17 protein-coding genes are annotated in these 18,093 nt (G+C 40.6%); 10 read left to right on the plus strand and 7 right to left on the minus strand.

From position 1 onward, the window contains the following. Positions 1-2 precede the first annotated feature (2 nt). Positions 3-626: a hypothetical protein gene (locus H8B06_RS18350; protein ID WP_190995657.1), complete on the plus strand. Its 624-nt coding sequence runs from the start codon at positions 3-5 to the stop codon at positions 624-626. A 153-nt stretch (positions 627-779) separates the two neighbouring features. After that, positions 780-1,712: a LytTR family DNA-binding domain-containing protein gene (locus H8B06_RS18355; RefSeq protein WP_190995658.1), complete on the plus strand. Its 933-nt coding sequence runs from the start codon at positions 780-782 to the stop codon at positions 1,710-1,712. Positions 1,713-1,802: 90 nt separating this feature from the next. On the opposite strand, the gene pdeM is transcribed toward H8B06_RS18355, so the two are convergent. From pdeM to H8B06_RS18375, 4 genes are read right to left on the minus strand one after another with little or no spacing between them, the layout of a single operon-like run. After that, complete coding sequence (pdeM, locus tag H8B06_RS18360) at positions 1,803-2,465, minus strand: ligase-associated DNA damage response endonuclease PdeM (protein ID WP_190995659.1); 663 nt, start codon at positions 2,463-2,465, stop codon at positions 1,803-1,805. Next, the gene (locus tag H8B06_RS18365; protein ID WP_223857771.1) at positions 2,462-4,924 is read right to left on the minus strand and encodes a ligase-associated DNA damage response DEXH box helicase; all 2,463 of its coding nucleotides are present in this window, start codon (positions 4,922-4,924) and stop codon (positions 2,462-2,464) included. The genes pdeM and H8B06_RS18365 overlap by 4 nt, the downstream gene beginning before the upstream one ends. 1 nt (position 4,925) lies before the next feature. Further along, entirely contained in the window at positions 4,926-6,506 is a 1,581-nt protein-coding gene (locus H8B06_RS18370) for an ATP-dependent DNA ligase (protein WP_190995660.1), read from the minus strand. Then, the gene (locus H8B06_RS18375) at positions 6,503-7,540 is read right to left on the minus strand and encodes a ligase-associated DNA damage response exonuclease (protein ID WP_223857772.1); all 1,038 of its coding nucleotides are present in this window, start codon (positions 7,538-7,540) and stop codon (positions 6,503-6,505) included. The genes H8B06_RS18370 and H8B06_RS18375 overlap by 4 nt, the downstream gene beginning before the upstream one ends. A gap of 35 nt (positions 7,541-7,575) precedes the next feature. On the opposite strand from H8B06_RS18375, the gene H8B06_RS18380 reads away from it, so the two are divergent. Beyond that, positions 7,576-8,835, plus strand: a complete 1,260-nt coding sequence (locus tag H8B06_RS18380) for a putative DNA modification/repair radical SAM protein (protein ID WP_190995698.1) — start codon at positions 7,576-7,578, stop codon at positions 8,833-8,835. Between the two features lies 1 nt (position 8,836). Continuing rightward, positions 8,837-9,598 carry a TIGR03915 family putative DNA repair protein gene (locus tag H8B06_RS18385; RefSeq protein ID WP_190995661.1) on the plus strand — a complete coding sequence of 254 codons (762 nt, stop codon included), beginning with the start codon at positions 8,837-8,839 and terminating at the stop codon, positions 9,596-9,598. 22 nt (positions 9,599-9,620) lie between these two features. On the opposite strand, the gene H8B06_RS18390 is transcribed toward H8B06_RS18385, so the two are convergent. Both H8B06_RS18390 and H8B06_RS18395 read right to left on the minus strand, forming a co-directional pair. Next, complete coding sequence (locus tag H8B06_RS18390; RefSeq protein WP_223857774.1) at positions 9,621-10,988, minus strand: glycoside hydrolase family 28 protein; 1,368 nt, start codon at positions 10,986-10,988, stop codon at positions 9,621-9,623. A gap of 67 nt (positions 10,989-11,055) precedes the next feature. Continuing rightward, positions 11,056-11,265: a hypothetical protein gene (locus H8B06_RS18395; protein WP_190995662.1), complete on the minus strand. Its 210-nt coding sequence runs from the start codon at positions 11,263-11,265 to the stop codon at positions 11,056-11,058. Between the two features lie 134 nt (positions 11,266-11,399). On the opposite strand from H8B06_RS18395, the gene H8B06_RS18400 reads away from it, so the two are divergent. From H8B06_RS18400 to rpmA, 5 genes are all read left to right on the plus strand, one after another. After that, positions 11,400-12,368, plus strand: coding sequence for a YihY/virulence factor BrkB family protein (locus H8B06_RS18400; RefSeq protein ID WP_190995663.1), 969 nt, complete (start codon positions 11,400-11,402; stop codon positions 12,366-12,368). A 41-nt stretch (positions 12,369-12,409) separates the two neighbouring features. Then, entirely contained in the window at positions 12,410-12,700 is a 291-nt protein-coding gene (locus H8B06_RS18405) for a hypothetical protein (RefSeq protein ID WP_190995664.1), read from the plus strand. A 103-nt stretch (positions 12,701-12,803) separates the two neighbouring features. Then, the gene (locus tag H8B06_RS18410) at positions 12,804-14,714 is read left to right on the plus strand and encodes an amidophosphoribosyltransferase (RefSeq protein WP_190995665.1); all 1,911 of its coding nucleotides are present in this window, start codon (positions 12,804-12,806) and stop codon (positions 14,712-14,714) included. Positions 14,715-14,833: 119 nt separating this feature from the next. Continuing rightward, complete coding sequence (gene rplU / locus H8B06_RS18415; RefSeq protein WP_190995666.1) at positions 14,834-15,145, plus strand: 50S ribosomal protein L21; 312 nt, start codon at positions 14,834-14,836, stop codon at positions 15,143-15,145. A 51-nt stretch (positions 15,146-15,196) separates the two neighbouring features. After that, positions 15,197-15,463, plus strand: coding sequence for a 50S ribosomal protein L27 (gene rpmA, locus H8B06_RS18420; protein ID WP_190995667.1), 267 nt, complete (start codon positions 15,197-15,199; stop codon positions 15,461-15,463). Positions 15,464-15,596: 133 nt separating this feature from the next. Here the strand turns inward: rpmA and queA are convergent, their stop codons facing one another. Beyond that, positions 15,597-16,646: a tRNA preQ1(34) S-adenosylmethionine ribosyltransferase-isomerase QueA gene (gene queA, locus H8B06_RS18425; protein WP_130139575.1), complete on the minus strand. Its 1,050-nt coding sequence runs from the start codon at positions 16,644-16,646 to the stop codon at positions 15,597-15,599. 194 nt (positions 16,647-16,840) lie between these two features. On the opposite strand from queA, the gene H8B06_RS18430 reads away from it, so the two are divergent. Continuing rightward, the gene (locus tag H8B06_RS18430) at positions 16,841-18,088 is read left to right on the plus strand and encodes an ABC transporter permease (RefSeq protein WP_190995700.1); all 1,248 of its coding nucleotides are present in this window, start codon (positions 16,841-16,843) and stop codon (positions 18,086-18,088) included. Positions 18,089-18,093: the final 5 nt, after the last annotated feature.

The following is an 18,093-nucleotide window of genomic DNA, read 5'->3' on the forward strand; positions in this document are numbered from 1 at the left end:
AGATGAAATTAAATACTTTATTTGTTGTTGGTGTGTGCGCGAGCACGTTATTCGTGTCCTGTAATCCGAAGACTGCACAAGAGAATCAGTTAAGCTTGACACATACCTCGTTGGTGGACGGCGATGCCTATCGTTTTTTTCAGCTAGTAGGTGCCAAAGTGGTATATGAAAATGATTACGCTTCTTATGCAGCAAGCGTGGCAGGCTCTTCGCAAGCAAAACAACTTGCTGTGAAAACGCAAGAAGTATATAGTTCATTGATTCCGGGATTAGATAGTTTGGCTATCGCGAAACAAATCGATTTTCCAATTAAAGGAGCCGCGAAATATACAGCATCAAACGAAGTAGAAACGGTTGTAACGGTTCAGGAGGAATTAGCCGAGGATGACGCTGATACAACGGATGTAGAAGAAGTAGCTGTTTCTCATCAGACTTCTTCATCTTATTCAGATGAGGCGTATATTCATCATGTACAGCACGAGGCGGCTGTTGTGAAAGAGCAGCTTCAACGTATGACCCGTAATACGGACAAAGATGTACGAGCATTTGCGATGGCTAACTTGGAAAAGGTGGCAGAATTGTTTACGCTCGCAGGCGGTAAGGAAGACGCACACGCTCATCATTAAAACTCGTATTTACGATATATCGAACTAGTCAAAGGAATGCAGACAACTGCATTCCTTTTTTTATGAAAAATAGCTGTGGTATTGCAAAAAAAACTTTCAGGTTAAGTATATTTGTTATTCGAAATTTGATTGTTAATTTAAAACTAACCGTTTATGAATCGAATATTACAGCGTTTTTCTGTTCTTAATTTACCGTGGTGGAGCCTGAAGATAGGTTTTTATATTGTTTATTTTGCTTTTATTCAGATTACGAATAGTGGTGGAGAATCGGTCCTTGAAAATGTGTTTGTTAATACCGTGATGGTGATAGTTATGATCAGTATCATCGAAGTCAGTCAATACTGTCTTGCGCTATTCTTTTTCCAAAAGCGGTATCTGGAAGCATTTTTGAAAGGAAGCGCAAATTACATAACATTAGCTATAATCGGCTATTATTTCTTACATGAAAATGATAACGTCGTTTCGGCACAAATTTGGAATAAGGACATTGATGCGTCATGGGGTATGTTTCTGAAGAACTTTAGCAAGTTTTATTTGACGTTTGTTAAATATGCCGTCATTCTAACACTTCTAAGACAGGTGTTATCTTTTGTTCGGAAAAACGTTTATAAAGGAAAACGAATAGTCTCATTGGTTGATAGGAACAATCAAGAAACTGGTGATGTACCGACAGAACGTCCGAACGAATTTGAGTTTTTTTTTGAGGGTCATCGCACAATGAAATTTAAAGCAGGAAAAGAAGCGTATGTTATCGATATAGCGACCATAGTATATTTGGAAGTTAAGGACGAGAAAACGACTATCTATAGAGTGAGTGGTGCTCCTTTAGAAGTTAAAATACCATTATCTACGTTCCACGAATGGCTCCCCGAGGACAGATTCTTCCAAATACATAAAAGTAGGATCATCGCCATCAACTATTTTCTATTTGAAAAGATTGGACATGTTTATATGAATTATTATGAAAAGACACCATTGAAGTTAGGGAGCCAGAAAAGATATCCGCAATATAAAGCGTGGAAAGAACGCAATTTATTACAAAATAACAAAAAAAGGTTTTCAAACGGGGAGAATGAAAACCTTTAGCTAACCAATTATAAACCTAAATTATGATGATACAAATGTAGTGTGTTTTTTACACTTATGCAATTTTTTTTTAAAAAAAATATAAGTATCCTATAAATTTGACGCCGATACATGAAAAATACCTTGCTCGTGAAAACCGTAACGAATAGCGTTGATCGTGGTTGATTTCGTATCGAAACCTGTAAACAAACTGAAGGCAGGTAAAATAATTTGTTGTGCCGAGACAACAAAGCAAGGAAAGGTCATTGTTCTTTTCGTAGGCATTCGTACACTGATTCCTGGATGTACATGCCCGCTGATCGTATGAAAGTCAGTAATAGGAGAAGCCTGATGTGTGAAACAAACGTTGTCTAAATGCCAATCTTGATAGGTTTCGTGAATACCCAGTTTTTTCCATCGTTCATCAGCGAAGCGATCATGATTTCCCTTGATCAAAATAAATTTGACGTGCGGAAACTTGGCGATGAATTGCCGTAATAGATCGACTTCTGTGTTAGCACCTGCATGAATTAAATCGCCTACAATAATGACTTGTGCAACGGAGAAATACTGTATCAATTGTTCCAGACGTTGCAAATCCCGCAGTGTTACTTGTGTGGGAAGGGCAATGCCGTTTTTTCTAAAATGCGCCGCTTTACCTAAATGTAAATCAGCGAGAATAAGCGTGCTATGTTCTTTCCAAAACAATACACGTTGGTTTGTCAATGTCAATGATGTATCGGAAAAGGATATGTCTTGCGTAATAATATTCATCGTTTTTTTCTGGGAGACTTCCAATTGCTCTGTTGCAGTCTTTGAATACGGCTTGTCAGATCCTCACTTGATAAGGATTGCCGCAAACTATCTACTTTGATAGGAAAGCTCAATGGTGTAAATCCAGTTGCAAATTTATAAATGATTTTGCTATGATGTATCCGTTCAAATGCAGCTACCAATCGCGGCTCTTCCAATTGTTGGTTGAATACTTCCGCGTACGCTTGGCGCAGCAGTAGATTCTGTGGATCATGTTCTTCCAAAACTTGAAAAATAATGCCTGAAGAAGCTTGTAAAGACTTGTTGTTTTGTTGCTTTCCGTGTAGGTTTTGAACCACCATACCCGAAATGACGGCAATATCCCGAAACTTCCGCTTCGCCATTTCTGTAGCGTTAATGCTGCTGATTACGTCTTCCATCAAATGTTCCCGACGGAGAATTTTTTTTAGTTGAGATTCATCTATTGCGATTTCTGAATCAGAAAATAATTCGAATCCGTAATCGTTCATTGCCATAGAAAAACTTATCGGAATCAACAGACTAATGCGGTAGGCGATCAAGCTCGCCATAACTTCATGTACCAACCTCCCTTCAAATGGATACATAAAAAGATGGTACCCTTCTTTGGTATGGATAGACTCCACCAAAAATTCGTCTTCTGCTGGAATATGCGAATGTTCACTTTGTCGTGCGACCAAAGGATGTAAGAATTGCAGTTCTTTTTCACGGCTATCGGGATGTCTGGCACGTGCCAGTTTTTGTCGCAAGAACTGGCTTAAATTAGAACTCAACGGTAAGCGGCCGCCTAACCAACTTGGTGTAAAAGCTCGGCCTGAAGAGCTTCGAACATATGCCGTCATCTCTTTCACGCGAATAAGTTCGAGCACGCGGCCAGCTAGAACAAATTTATCACCGCTATGCAATCTCGAAATAAAATATTCCTCCACCATACCGATATAGCCTCCGGAAAGAAATTTGACTCGCATCATCGCATCGCTTACGATAACGCCCATATTCATGCGATGTAGCATAGCAATGCGTCTTTTCTCCACCACCAACATACCGTCTTCCTTAGGTGTAACTTTATGAAACTCTTCATAATTCTTGCCGATAGCGCCCCCCTGCGTGATGAAAAAGATACACCAGTCCCATTCCTCTTCGGTTATCTCCTGAAATGCGAATGTGTTTTTGATAACCGGGTAGAGGTCGTTGGCTTTAAAGCTGCCGCCTAAAGCGATGGTAACCAGAAATTGAACCAATACGTCAAACGTAAGTACCATCGGATCCCGGTTTTCGATGGTTTGTGTTTTGACAGCCTCTTTTAAGGCAGCCACTTCAATCAATTCCAACGAGTGTGTGGGAACAAAATAGATTTTGGATAGTTCGTGGGGAGAATGCCCGCTACGCCCCGCACGCTGCATAAAGCGGGCGACGCCTTTACTGGAGCCAACTTGTACAACGGTATCCACGGGTTTAAAATCTACGCCCAAATCGAGAGAAGAAGTGGCCACAACAGCTTTTAGCCTCCCTTCACTCAAGGCTTCCTCTATCCATTGTCGGATATGGCTGTCAATCGAACTGTGATGTAACGCAATTTGTCCGGCAAAATCGGGATGTGCTTCCAACAACAGTTGATACCACATTTCACTTTGGCTTCTGGTATTGGTGAAAACTAATGTTGACTTACTTTCCAAAATAATAGGCACAACCTCCTCGGCTAACTTGCCACCCAAGTGTCCTGCCCAGGGCAGTACTTCCACTTCTGTCGGAAAGACAGGAATAATGGCAATCTTCTTTTTCTCACGCGCAACAATTTTTATTTTTTTCTGCGTAGTAGGTATGAGCACCTCCATGGCTTCGTCTAGATTGCCAATGGTGGCCGTGATGCCCCATATTCGAAGATTTTGCTGTTGATGTTTTAGAAATCCTAACGCTAATTCTACCATCACACCACGCTTTGTTCCAAGTAATTCATGCCATTCGTCTACGGCTATGCATTGCAAAGCGTTGAAGAAACGTTGGCGGCCTTTTTGTGCCAGTAACAAATGCAGGCTTTCGGGTGTCACTAATAATACATCGGGCATCTGTCTGCTTTGCCGCTGCTTTATCTTGATGTCCGTATCACCATTCCGAACCTCTACTACCCAGTCTAGGCCAATCTCATCAATGGCTTCTTGCATGGCACGGGCTAAATCTTTTGCTAATGATCGCAACGGAGTGATCCATAATAATTTTAACCCGTTTTGATAACGGGAAGGGTTATTCATAAAATCGATCAATACCGCAAGAAAAATGGAGAAGGTTTTCCCAAATCCGGTAGGAGCGACCACCATGCCACTATACCCATTGCTGTATTTCTTCCATGCTTTTTCCTGAAAGCTAAAAGGTGTATTGCCTTTTTGCCGCATCCAGTCCGTGATAATGGTATAGCCTTCGGTATGTTGCCTGTTATTTTTCAAATCAATGAATCATTTTTTTGATTTCTTCAATATCATCGATATCTGCAACCGTTTTGTCCGTTCGCCACCGTGCGATTCGAGGGAAACGTAATGCCACGCCCGATTTATGTCGGTTGCTGAAAGCAATCCCTTCAAAAGCAATTTCAAATACCAGTTCGGGTTTAAGGGTTCGCACCGGGCCAAACTTTTCCAGGGCATTTTTGTTGACAAAACGGCTGACCTCTTTTATTTCCTTGTCTGTTAGTCCGGAATAAGCTTTTGCAATAGTGACTAAATTCTCACCATCCCTCACGGCAAAGGTATAATCCGTATAATAGGCACTTCGTCGCCCACTTCCCTTTTGGGCATAAATTAAGACAGCGTCAATCGTTAATGGATCGATTTTCCATTTCCACCAATCGCCTTTCTTCCGTCCAGTATGATAAAGAGACCCTTTGTGTTTTAGCATGATGCCTTCACTATTGATGGAACGGGCGTTTTCCCGAATGGCTTGTAACGCTTTCCAGTCATCAATAGTGATAACCGTGGATAACTGCAAGTGAGGAGAGGGATTAAGAAGGAATAACGATTCCAATTGTTTCCTTCTTTCCAACATACTTTTGTGTCGCCAGTCGTCGCCTTCCCACTCGATGAGGTCGTAGGCGTATACCTGAATAGGAAATTCCTCCAATAACTTTTTGCTAATCGTTTTCCGGTTTAATCGTTTCTGTAACGCCGAAAAATTCATCACTTCCTGTTCTTTTACGACCAGGATTTCGCCGTCGATGACAAAATTTCCCTGCCACTGTAGCAAAATATCCCGTATTTCCGGAAATTGATCAGTAACTAGCTCTTCGCCACGTGACCATATAAACACTTCTTCGCCACGTTTGATAAACTGTCCGCGGATACCGTCCCATTTGTATTCAATTTGCCAATCTTGCACGTCGCCCAGTTCATTCGATTCTTTTTCCAACGGGTATGCCAAACAAAAAGGGTAGGGCTTAGAAAGCTGTGTATCCGTATAATGACCCTTTATGAGATTATCAAACGTCACTTCGCCCATTTTCCAGTCGCCCATAACACTATGTGCCACTGCACTAGCATCCATCTGATAATGTTTCGCCAAAGCATTAATAAGTGTTTTGGAAGAGACACCTAATCGGAAACTGCCGCCTAATAATTTATTAAAAATAAAACGTTCCGTGGTAGGTAGGTTATTCCAAGCTTGCAGGACAAATTCTTTTTTTTCGGCCTCGGTACTGTCTTTCAATGCCATAATCCTATTCATCCATTCCGTTAACGTTCGATCGATGTAATCGGGGGCTTGTGGTAAAACCAACGCAATAGTTTCACCCAAATCGCCTACAGAGGCATAAGATTCTTGGAATAACCATTCGGGAATTGCTGCAACTTCGATCGCCCATTGTTTCATCAATGCGGTATTGACATTGCGTTTCGGGCGTTTTCCTGTGAAGAGAGCAAGAAACCATAGTTTGTCATTGTTATCGGCTTCATTAAGAAAACGGTCGATAGCCTCCAATTTTAAATTGGTTTTGTTGGTGCTATCCAAAGTATTGATTAAGGTGGCAAAGGCTCTCATAATTTTCTTGCTTCTGTTTCTTCCATTTCTTCTTCTTCATTTCCAAACGCTGTCTTAACCTCTTCTGCTAATATCCCGATTTCATTCAGATATTTAGTAAAAACAGCTGTTTGTCCATGTGTTATATATATTTTTTCAGCTTCCGTCGTCTTTATAGCATCCAAAAGCCCATGCCAATCTGCATGATCACTTATGGCAAAACCTGCATCGGCGCTCCGCCAACGGCGGGATCCTCGAACTTGCATCCATCCCGAGCAGATAGCGTTTGCCATATGGGGTATTTTATTGATTATTTTGGAGTCCGCCAAGGCAGGCGGAACAATGACAATACCCTTATCTACATGCTTGATATCTTCCTGGAAATTGATAATATGATAGGCCGGGAGCTTAACACCCGCACTTTCATAAGCTTCATTGAGTTTACCAATGGAATAATGTACATGTAGAGGGGAGATTCCTGCAAGTGCTTTCATGATACGTTGGGCTTTACCCAGCGAATAACCAATAAAAACAGATGTTTTGCCGTTTGCTTGGTTCTGTAAGACCCAATTTTGCATTTGTTGATTTTGTTGTTCCACCGACAACCAATTATAGATGGGCAATCCGAAAGTGCTTTCGGATACAAATTCATGGCATTTGATAGGCTCGAAAGGGGTTGATAGACCATCGTTTTGTATTTTGTAATCTCCAGAAACAACAGCTACTTTGCCTTTATATTCCATTCTGATTTGAGCAGAACCTACAATATGTCCAGCCGGATGCAACGATACCTTGACGTCATTGATATAAAGCGACTCGTTATAGGAAATACCTTGTACAGCAATATCATTCCCAATACGGCTTTTTAATATGGGTACCGTAAAATGATGGCATAAGTACTTTTTCATACCCCACCGCGCGTGGTCGGCATGGCCATGGGTTACTACAGCAAAGTCTACCGGCAGCCATGGATCGATGTAGAATTTGCCCGGTATACAATAGATACCTTCCTTTCTAAATTGTAGCATATTAATAAATAACCAATTTTCTGCCATTATGTTTTGGCTAAAAAAATTAGTATTTTTGTTTTATTATGCAGCGGATTGAAGAAAAACTAAAGATATTGGCGGATGCGGCCAAATACGATGTAAGCTGTAGCTCCAGCGGTAGTACGAGAAAGAATAAGGGTGGAATCGGTGATGCTTCGGCATCGGGTATCTGCCATACCTATACCGAAGACGGACGTTGTGTTTCCTTGCTAAAGATTCTATTGACCAATCATTGTATATATGATTGTGCTTTTTGCGTCAGTCGTAAAAGCAACGATGTGAAAAGAGCTGCCTTCACTGTGGAGGAAGTGGTAGACCTCACGATGAATTTTTATCGTCGAAACTATATTGAAGGACTTTTTCTAAGTTCCGGTATCTTCAAAAATGCGGATTTTACGATGGAGCGCATGTTGCGTATTGTGAAAAAGTTGCGACAGGAAGAGCGATATAACGGCTATATTCATCTCAAAACAATTCCCGGTGCGAGTGAGGAAATGGTTAAGGAAGCCGGGTTATATGTAGATCGAATGAGTATCAACTTGGAATTACCAACCGAAGCCGGACTTAAGTTGGTGGCCCCAGAGAAAGACCATGATTCGGTAAGGAAACCTTTGGCATTTGTAAATGAGCAGATGAAATCTTTTAAGGAAGAAAAGAAACTCATAAAACATACACCGATTTTTGTGCCCGCTGGTCAAAGTACACAAATGGTGATCGGTGCAACACCCGAAAATGATTTTGAAATCATGCAGGTTGCTAATGACTTCTACAAGAATTATAATCTGAAACGAGTCTATTACAGTGGTTATATTCCTATAAATAATGGCAATTCGTTGTTACCTCAAATTGGTTCAGCGCCACCTTTAGTACGTGAAAACCGGCTGTACCAAACGGATTGGTTGTTACGTTTTTACGGTTTTCAACTTGACGAAATTTTAAATCCTCAACACATACATCTGGATCTAGATATAGATCCTAAATTAAGCTGGGCATTACGTAATCCTCATTTCTTTCCAGTGGATGTGAATGCCGCTGACTTTAATGCCATCATTCGTATACCTGGAATCGGCAGGCAGTCGGCATTAAAGATCATACAGGCTCGAAAATTTGGCAGGTTGCATGCCTACCAACTGCAAAAAATCGGTATTGCCTATAATCGGGCAAAATATTTTTTGCGTTGTGCAGACTCTCCTTTTATGCTTGGGCATCCCAGCATGGAGTATGTTCGAATAGCTATTTTAAACGCCGGTAACCAGAAGAGTCGGCAACAGGTTTCCGCAGGACAATTAACGTTATTTTAATATGTACTATTTGTTTGACGGAACATATTTGGGGTTTTTATCCTGTGTATTTGAAAGCTTCGAAAGAAAAGAGGCAATTATTGTCCCGATTACGCCTGAGGATCATCAAATAGATTTCTTTAAAGACAGGAGAATCATCGTAACAGATAAGGGGAAAGCATTACGTGTCCAGAAAGGTTTACAGGAACGTGTCGGAAAAGTAGAAGCGATGGATTTTTATCGGGCGTTTCTTTCGGAAGACCGTAAAGCTTGGTTGGCTTCTTTTTTTATCTTGCGTCAAATCTTTATTGGTCGGGCAGACATACGGCAGCATTATGGCAACGACCATGTGCTGTACTTTTCGCAGATATTAAAAAAGGTGAGCCGCGAAAGGCATCGTATGAAAGCATTTATCCGTTTTAGTAAGAGTTCAGATGGATTGTTCTTTGCCCTGGTCGAACCTGATTTTAACGTGTTGCCATTGATTTCGGATTTTTTCCGGAAGCGATACGCAGATATGCCCTGGCTCATTTATGATATAAAGCGAAAGTATGGCTTGCTGTTTGATAAGCGACAGGTAGGAGAGGTACAGCTTAGCTCAGAAGAAGTACAAGGTGCTACCACGCCGGCAATCGCTATCGCGTTGGATGAACGTGATCAACTTTTCCAGCGCCTTTGGAAACAATATTATACCAGCACCAATATTGAGGCGCGAAAAAATATGAAATTACATCTTCAACATGTGCCCCGAAGATACTGGAAGTATCTGGTGGAGAAGAAATAGCGGTTGCTATGCGATCGGCTCGCTATTGCACATGGGATGGTACTTTGACCTCGTCTCCGATAATAAGATTATTAAATACAATGTTTTCAGCGTTAGTGAAACTGACAGCGGTCTTAGCCGTATCTATCTGAACATTCGAGAAGTATATGTCGCTCACTTTTTTGGTCGGATAGCCTTGAATCACCAAAGCCGCGTTATGCACTTTGCCGCAACGTAGGCTGTCGACAAAAATATTCCGTATATCCGTTTCATGACCCGATCCCTCGCCGTGATAATAAGATGTAATGAAGAAACAATCCTCTACGTCGCCAAATTCCACGTTATTGACATAAATGTCACGGATAAAACCGCCCCGGTCGGGGTTTGATTTCAGATAAATACCACGTTTGCAATATCCGCCGAACGTGCAATCTTCTACAAAAATATTTTGTACCCCCGCCGACATTTCACTTCCAATGACGACACCGTGTAAGCCCTTGAAGCGACAATTACGGATGATAATGTTTTCAGACGTAATTCCCGTTTTTCTGCCTTCGTGATCCCGGCCGGCTTTAATAGCGACATTGTCGTCGGCATTATTAAAATCAATATCTTCAATTAAAATATTCTTGGAATATTCCGGGTCGAATCCATCATTGTTTTTATTAAAGGCATCAAACTTCACCCTTCTGGCTGTAATATTTTCCGATTTTAATAGATGAACACACCAAAATGGTGAGTTGGCTAACGTAACATCTTCTATCAAGATATTTTTACATTCGAAAAACTGTACGAGATGCGGTCTTAAATAATGCCCTGCTCCAAATACACGTTCTTTTATCGGTGTATCTTCGTGATTCATTTTTCGACTTAGTGTTTGACTTGGCTTTTGCTTTGCATGCCACGTGCTGAAGGTATCCTTTGCGTTTCCATCAATTATACCTTCGCCAATGATCGCAACATTTTCCGCTTGATAGGCATAAATAAATGGACTGTAATTATACAGAAATGTTCCTTCCCAACTCGTCAATACGGCAGGTAGATAGTCTTCTGGATTGGAACCAAAAACTAATTTTGCTCCTTTTTGTAAATCGAGTGTAACGTTGCTGATTAAATGTATAGGGCCGTTTACCAGATAGATACCAGGAGAAACAACAATTCTTCCACCACCTAATGCTTTGCATTTTTCTAGTGCCTTGTCAAAAGCAGGTTTATTATCGGTCAATGAATCACCTAATGCTCCAAAATCTTTTATATTAATCAAATTAGTGGAAAGAGAAGGAGCGGTAATGAGGCTTAGAATTTGATCCCGCTTTTGTATCCTTGATTGATTTTCTGTTGTGCTGTTATTACAGGAAGAAATAATCAGCAAAATTAGGGTGAAAAAAGAAAGATTTTTGAACATAGCCATTGGATTTATTTAAAACTGCTAGGCCAAAAATAGTATTTCTCATTTGTTTATTGATAAATGGTAGTGGTTAAAATTTGTGTCGTTGATTATACATGGTATTTATAAAAAATATAACCCCTCCTAAAAATAACGCTGCGCCCGTAATAATAATAACCGGCCCAAGAGGATCATGAATATAGATCCAAGCCAACCGCATACATATACCACCGGTAAGAATAGCCATGCCTGCGAAGATCAGTTTTTTATTTCTCTTTATAGGATGTCCCTGTCGTTTCATGTTCTATAAGAACAATATATACGATAAATTGTTGCAAGATTAGTGTTCAGTACGATGCGGTTTATGAAGGTTTTTTAAACTTTTGGAAAGCCGAGTCGTTTATTAATTAAATGTAGATACTTAGTTTATAGCGTATGGCAAAGGATAAAGAAAATATTTTTAAATCCCACTTTACTATTTTAAAGAATACGGTATTGGGATTTACGAGTGAAGATAGTCTGAAGTACAGTGCTTCATTGGCGTATTATACCGTCTTTTCATTAGGGCCTATTTTGGTGTTGATGATTTCGCTTGCTGGAATTTTCTTAGGCGAAGAGGCTATCCAAGGAAAGGTTTTTGAAGAACTGCGTGGGTTCGTGGGAGCAAGTGCAGCCAGCCAGATTCAAGAAGTTATTAGGAATTTGTCGCTTTCTGGAAAATCAAATATAGCGTTGATTATCAGTGCGGTAACATTGTTGCTGGGAGCAACGACGGTCTTTGGCGATATCCAGAACTCCATTAACAAAATTTGGCATGTACGGCCTAAGGTAAAGAAAGGTTGGCTCAAGATGCTGAAAGATAGACTGCTGTCGTCTTCGTTGGTTATTGGGCTTGGTTTTCTACTCGTGGTTACATTGATTATTAATGGGACTATTTTGGCCTTTACAGATCGTTTGCAGCGGTTTTTTCCTGATGCTACGGTAATTCTGTTCAGTGGGCTCAATTTTTTCTTATCTTTTTGTGTCATCTTCGTTTTATTCGCGGTGATTTTTAAAGTATTGCCTGATGTCAATATACAATGGCGCACGGTAAGATCTGGTGCACTGTTTACAGCACTACTTTTTGTGTTCGGGCGTTTTTTGATTGGTATTTATATTGAAAGCTCGGATACCGAATCCACATACGGTGCTGCGAGTTCAATTGTGCTGATCTTATTATGGGTTTATTATACGGCGGCTATTTTATACTTAGGCGCTATCTATACACGGGAGTATGCTACATACAAAGGCGTGCCAATAGAACCCTCTGAATTTGCTGTACATATAGAGGTAAAAGAAATAGAGCGGGAGGTGGATGAGATTCCACCGGCACCTTTAACCGACGAAGAAAAAAATGTAGAATAAAAGATAAATCATTGGTCAGAACGAATAAAATCATATCAATTATGCAAGATTCAAGAAAACATAAATCCGAAAAAGAAGAAGATAAAGATCTGCCTGGGTATCCTCATTATCCCGAAAATGAAGATATCTTTGAGCAGGAAAAGCGAATTTTGAGTGATCGTGTTGAGCAGGAAGAAGAGGAGAGGGAGCGTTCATTGGATGAGGGGTTGGACGTCCCCGGATCTGAATTAGATGACGCCGAGGAAGAAATAGGTTCAGAAGACGAGGAAAATAATTATTACAGCCTAGGTGGAGACAATCATGAAGATTTAGAGCAGAGCGAAGATTTTTAATTATCTCTCCTTTGTCATTTGTTTGAGTGGATTACGATGCAAAGCGGAAGAGAGAATAGTTTTTTTCTAAATAATGCTTACCTTTGCAGCATCAATTCAAGCTATGAGTGACGCAATAAAACATGAGTGCGGAATAGCACTTGTTCGATTACTAAAACCCCTGTCTTATTATCAAGAAAAATATGGTACGCCCTATTATGGTGTCAATAAAATGTATCTTCTCATGGAGAAGCAGCATAATCGAGGCCAAGATGGAGCGGGTATAGCCACCATTAAATTTGATGTAAAGCCCGGTCATCGTTATATTTCCCGGTACCGCGCCATGGGCTCATCTGCAGTAGCGGATATCTTTGAATATATACAAAAGAAATTCGCTGCGGTAAACAAAGCATATCCGGTAGAGTCTAAGGATACGAAATGGCTTAAGCAGCATGTCAGTTTTACAGGAGAAGTGCTTTTAGGGCATTTACGTTATGGGACACATGGTAAAAACAGTATAGAAAGTTGTCACCCGTTCCTTCGACAGAATAACTGGATGACTCGTAATCTGGTCGTTGCTGGAAACTTCAATATGACAAATGTTGACGAACTGTTGCAACAATTGTACGAGTTGGGTCAGCATCCCAAGGAACAGGCGGATACGGTTACCGTACTAGAGAAAATCGGTCATTTTTTGGATGACGAGAATCAGGAACTGTTTGATAAATTTAAAGAAGAGGGGTATTCCAATATTGAGATAAGTGCATTGATTGCCAAAAATCTGGATGTTGCAAAAATATTAACACGCTCTGCAAAGACATGGGATGGTGGCTATACTATTGCTGGAATCTTTGGGCATGGTGATGCTTTTGTCATGCGTGACCCTGCAGGAATACGGCCTGCTTTTTATTACCAAGATGACGAAGTGTTGGTTGTTGCTTCCGAACGCCCGGTTATACAAACAGCTTTTAATATACCATTGGAAGCCGTCAAAGAAATTAAGCCTGGACATGCGTTGATAGCGAAAAAAGATGGCACGATTAAGGAAGAAATGTTTCGTCAACCTGTCGAGCAGAAATCATGTTCTTTTGAACGCATTTATTTCTCCAGAGGTTCGGATGCCGATATCTACAAAGAGCGTAAAGAATTGGGTCGTTTATTGTGTCCACAGGTTTTAAAAGCGGTGAATAACGACATCAAGAATACGGTATTCTCCTTTATTCCAAATACAGCAGAAGTATCGTATTACGGCATGATGGAGGGAATAAATACCTACGTGCGGAATTATCAGAAAGATGTTTTGTTGAATCGTGCAGATAAGATTTCAGACGCTGAACTGGAAGAAATGATTAACATTACACCACGTTTCGAGAAACTGAATGTCAAAGATGCCAAGCTTCGGACATTTATTACACAGGATGCTGATCGTACGGATATGGTGCAGCATGTTTATGATACGACTTACGGTATCGTACAGAATGATGTAGATACCATTGTGGCTATCGATGATTCCATTGTGCGCGGAACTACGCTTAAACAAAGTATCTTGACGATATTAGACAGACTGCATCCGAAAAAAATTGTAATCGTTTCGTCCGCACCACAAATTCGTTATCCGGATTGTTATGGGATAGATATGTCGAGAATGGGGGAGTTCGTCGCATTTGAGGCGGCTATAAACTTACTGAAAAGTGGTGGGATGGCACATGTTGTTGACGAAGTGTATCAAAAATGCCTGGCTTCTTTAACGATGCCAAAAGATCAAGTGGAAAATTATGTGAAGGCTATTTATGAACCTTTCACAGATGAAGAAATTTCTGCAGAGATCGCGCGCATTATTTGTCCACATCATCTAGAAGCAGAATTAGAAGTCGTTTATCAGACTTTGGATAACTTGCACAAAGCTTGTCCGAATCATTTGGGAGATTGGTACTTTTCGGGCAATTATCCCACACCGGGAGGAAATAAAGTGGTTAATAGAGCCTTCATGAATTGGGTAGAAGGGAAGAATGTACGCGCTTATTTCAGTAGTTAATTGTTTGGACTAGAAAGTTGGAAGGTTAAGCTTATTTTAGAAAAAATAATTTTGACTTTTTAATTTTTAAGCCTACATTTGCAACTTATTGGAATATTAACAAATTATATTAAATAACAATGTACGCAATAGTAAATATAGCAGGACAGCAATTTAAGGTTGCAAAAGACCAATATCTTTTTGTACACCGTTTACAGGGAGATGAAGGCGCTAGTATTGAATTTGACAATGTATTGTTAGCAGAAGACGCGGGTAAATTCACGGTAGGTACGCCTACTATCGAAGGAGCAAAAGTTTCAGCTACGATTTTGTCTCATTTAAAAGGTGATAAAGTTATCGTTTTCAAAAAGAAACGTCGTAAAGGCTACAAAAAGAAAAACGGTCACCGTCAGCAATTTACCAAAATCCAAATCACAGGAATTAACCTGTAAAACGAATTAAGAATTTTTAATCTGACTTTACGTCATAAATTAAGATAAAAAATGGCACACAAAAAAGGTGCGGGTAGTTCCAAGAACGGCCGTGAGTCACACAGTAAGAGATTAGGCGTTAAAATTTTTGGTGGTCAGCAAGCTATCGCTGGTAACATTATCGTTCGTCAGCGTGGTACAAAACACAATCCTGATAAAAACGTAGGGATAGGTAAAGACCATACATTACATGCTTTGGTTGACGGTACCGTCGTTTTCCGCAAAAAAGCCGACAATAAATCTTATGTATCTGTAATTCCTACGGAACAAGCAAACTAAGGTTGTTGTAATAGTAAAAAATTTAAAAGCCGCTGCGTATTCACGCAGCGGCTTTTTTGTCCATCCTATTTTTTCCTCAAAAAAAGAGGCACATGTTATTGCGCCTCTTTCCTGTTTTATATAATACCGTTGATTAGATAATCAACATAGCATCGCCATAGGAGTAAAATCTATATTTTTCTTTTACAGCCACTTCGTAGGCATTCATTACATTTTCGTATCCACCAAATGCGGCAATCATCACAAGGAGCGTAGATTCTGGTGTATGGAAGTTTGTGATCATTGAATTCGCTATACTGAAATCATAAGGTGGGTAGATGAACTTGCTCGTCCAATCATTTGCTGCTTTTAGGTGTTTGTCAGCCGAAACAGATGATTCAATAGCCCGCATGGAAGTTGTTCCAACGGAGCAGATACGTCTCTTTTCGTCGATACCCTTGTTTACCGTGCGTGCAGCCTCTTCGCTAATAATAAATTGCTCCGAGTCCATTTTGTGCTTGGTGAGATCTTCCACTTCCACGGTACGAAAAGTTCCGAGTCCGACGTGTAATGTCACCTCTGCAAATTCGACACCCTTTAATTCCAATCTTTTCATCAATTCGCGCGAGAAATGGAGTCCAGCAGTAGGTGCTGCGACCGCACCCTCGTTTTTGGCATAAATGGTTTGATAACGGAATTTATCTTCCGGTGTTGCTTTACGTTTTATGTATTTGGGTAGTGGCGTTTCTCCTAAAATTTCAATGTTCCGGCGAAACTCTTCATCCGTGCCATCGAAAAGAAAACGGATTGTACGACCGCGGGAAGTCGTATTGTCCACAACTTCAGCAACCAATAGGTCGTCCTCACCAAAGTATAATTTATTGCCTACGCGAATTTTGCGTGCAGGATCAACCAGTACGTCCCACAAGCGTAGCTCTTTGTTTAATTCTCTTAGCAAGAACACTTCAATCGTAGCGCCAGTTTTTTCTTTATTTCCGTACATACGTGCAGGAAATACCTTGGTGTTATTTAAAATCATGACGTCTTTGTCATCGAAATAATCCAATACGTCCTTGAAAATTTTGTGTTCTATCTTTCCGGAATCACGGTGTAAAACCATTAGACGTGATTCGTCACGCTGTTCTGATGGTTCGGTTGCCAACAATGATTCTGGTAAATTGAATTTAAACTGTGATAATTTCATCTAATTATTTTTTTCATCTGTTGATGAAAACGCCATGTAAATATTTTTCGTACGAAGGCATTATTTACATTTCGATTTCACCGCTATATTTTGTTCTGTTGAAACCTTAACAAATAAGTACAGTTTCGGTTTCAAAAATGCTTACAAAGTTAAGCATAATAAACGGAAAAAAATATTTACTTTTATCGGTATATATGTTTTTGATCGTTACCCTTATCAAAGAAAGTTTTTTGTTTGCGTTATCGGCATTGCGGGATAACCGTACGCGTACATTATTGTCCTTATTAGGGGTAACCATAGGGATCATGACAATTATTAGCGTTTTTTCGGCGGTAGACACTTTGCGCAATAACTTAGAAGAATCTGTGCGCAAAATAGGCAGTCGTACATTATACGTCGAAAAATGGCCATGGGGTGGCGGTGGCGACTACCCTTGGTGGCGATATGTGAATCGTCCCGAACCAAAATATGCCGATTTTGAAGCCGTGAAAAATAGGATGACAACAGCAGAAGAAGTTGCCTATTCCATTAATATCTCTAATTCCACGGCTAAATACGGAAATAATTCCGCTTCGAATATTAATGTGACAGCGGTAACGCATGAGATGTATTCCATCCGAAACCTTGAAGTAGTTGACGGACGCTATTTCACGGAACAGGAATCGCGTGCGGGAAGCCATCGTGTTATTTTAGGGGCCACGATAGCAGAGGGGCTATTCCCCAATACGACGCCTATTGGTAAATATGTGACGTTGTTGGGAAGAAAAATGCAGGTGATCGGCGTATTGAAAAGGGAAGGGTCCGGGGTACTTATTAATGTATCCAATGATGAGGTGGCCTACATACCGTTTACGTTGGCTCGTAATCTGGTAAACTACGAACATTATGGCCCGAGTATAGCGATTGAGGTTAAACGACAATATGCGCTAGAAGAGGCTGAAAGCGAGCTGATCGGTATTATGCGGTCCTCCCGTCGTCTGCCCCCCCAGCGGGAAGACAATTTCTCGGTTAATCAAACGACCCTTATTACGGCGCAACTTGACCAAATGTTTGCGATTATCAACCTTGCCGGTTTTTTCATTGGCATCTTCTCGATCCTTGTAGGAGGCTTTGGAATTGCCAATATTATGTTCGTCAGCGTAAAAGAACGTACGAATCTTATTGGTATACAGAAGGCATTGGGTGCGAAACAATTTTTCATTCTTTCGCAGTTCCTGATCGAAAGTATCCTGTTATGTCTTATTGGCGGGGGAATCGGTCTGTTGATTGTTTATGGTTTGGCAGCGTTAGTGGGCGCATTGACCGGTGTGGTTATCGTAGTCAGTGTGAAGATGGTGATTTTGACCACGGTGTTGTCTACGCTTATTGGATTAATTGCGGGTATAGTACCGGCTATCCAAGCGGCTAAACTTGATCCGGTAGAAGCCATTCGCAGTAAATAATGGGA

The organism is Sphingobacterium micropteri (assembly GCF_014692515.1).
Lineage (GTDB): Bacteria > Bacteroidota > Bacteroidia > Sphingobacteriales > Sphingobacteriaceae > Sphingobacterium > Sphingobacterium micropteri.

Bases quoted from the DNA above. Each gene is read 5' to 3' on its own strand.
- H8B06_RS18385 (WP_190995661.1), top strand. From the start codon at position 8,837: ATGTACTATTTGTTTGACGGAACATATTTGGGGTTTTTATCCTGTGTA.
- H8B06_RS18350 (WP_190995657.1), top strand. From the start codon at position 3: ATGAAATTAAATACTTTATTTGTTGTTGGTGTGTGCGCGAGCACGTTA.
- rplU (WP_190995666.1), top strand. From the start codon at position 14,834: ATGTACGCAATAGTAAATATAGCAGGACAGCAATTTAAGGTTGCAAAA.
- queA (WP_130139575.1), bottom strand. From the start codon at position 16,646: ATGAAATTATCACAGTTTAAATTCAATTTACCAGAATCATTGTTGGCA.
- H8B06_RS18410 (WP_190995665.1), top strand. From the start codon at position 12,804: ATGAGTGACGCAATAAAACATGAGTGCGGAATAGCACTTGTTCGATTA.
- H8B06_RS18370 (WP_190995660.1), bottom strand. From the start codon at position 6,506: ATGAGAGCCTTTGCCACCTTAATCAATACTTTGGATAGCACCAACAAA.
- H8B06_RS18355 (WP_190995658.1), top strand. From the start codon at position 780: ATGAATCGAATATTACAGCGTTTTTCTGTTCTTAATTTACCGTGGTGG.
- pdeM (WP_190995659.1), bottom strand. From the start codon at position 2,465: ATGAATATTATTACGCAAGACATATCCTTTTCCGATACATCATTGACA.
- H8B06_RS18395 (WP_190995662.1), bottom strand. From the start codon at position 11,265: ATGAAACGACAGGGACATCCTATAAAGAGAAATAAAAAACTGATCTTC.
- H8B06_RS18375 (WP_223857772.1), bottom strand. From the start codon at position 7,540: ATGGCAGAAAATTGGTTATTTATTAATATGCTACAATTTAGAAAGGAA.
- H8B06_RS18405 (WP_190995664.1), top strand. From the start codon at position 12,410: ATGCAAGATTCAAGAAAACATAAATCCGAAAAAGAAGAAGATAAAGAT.
- H8B06_RS18400 (WP_190995663.1), top strand. From the start codon at position 11,400: ATGGCAAAGGATAAAGAAAATATTTTTAAATCCCACTTTACTATTTTA.
- H8B06_RS18390 (WP_223857774.1), bottom strand. From the start codon at position 10,988: ATGGCTATGTTCAAAAATCTTTCTTTTTTCACCCTAATTTTGCTGATT.
- H8B06_RS18430 (WP_190995700.1), top strand. From the start codon at position 16,841: ATGTTTTTGATCGTTACCCTTATCAAAGAAAGTTTTTTGTTTGCGTTA.
- rpmA (WP_190995667.1), top strand. From the start codon at position 15,197: ATGGCACACAAAAAAGGTGCGGGTAGTTCCAAGAACGGCCGTGAGTCA.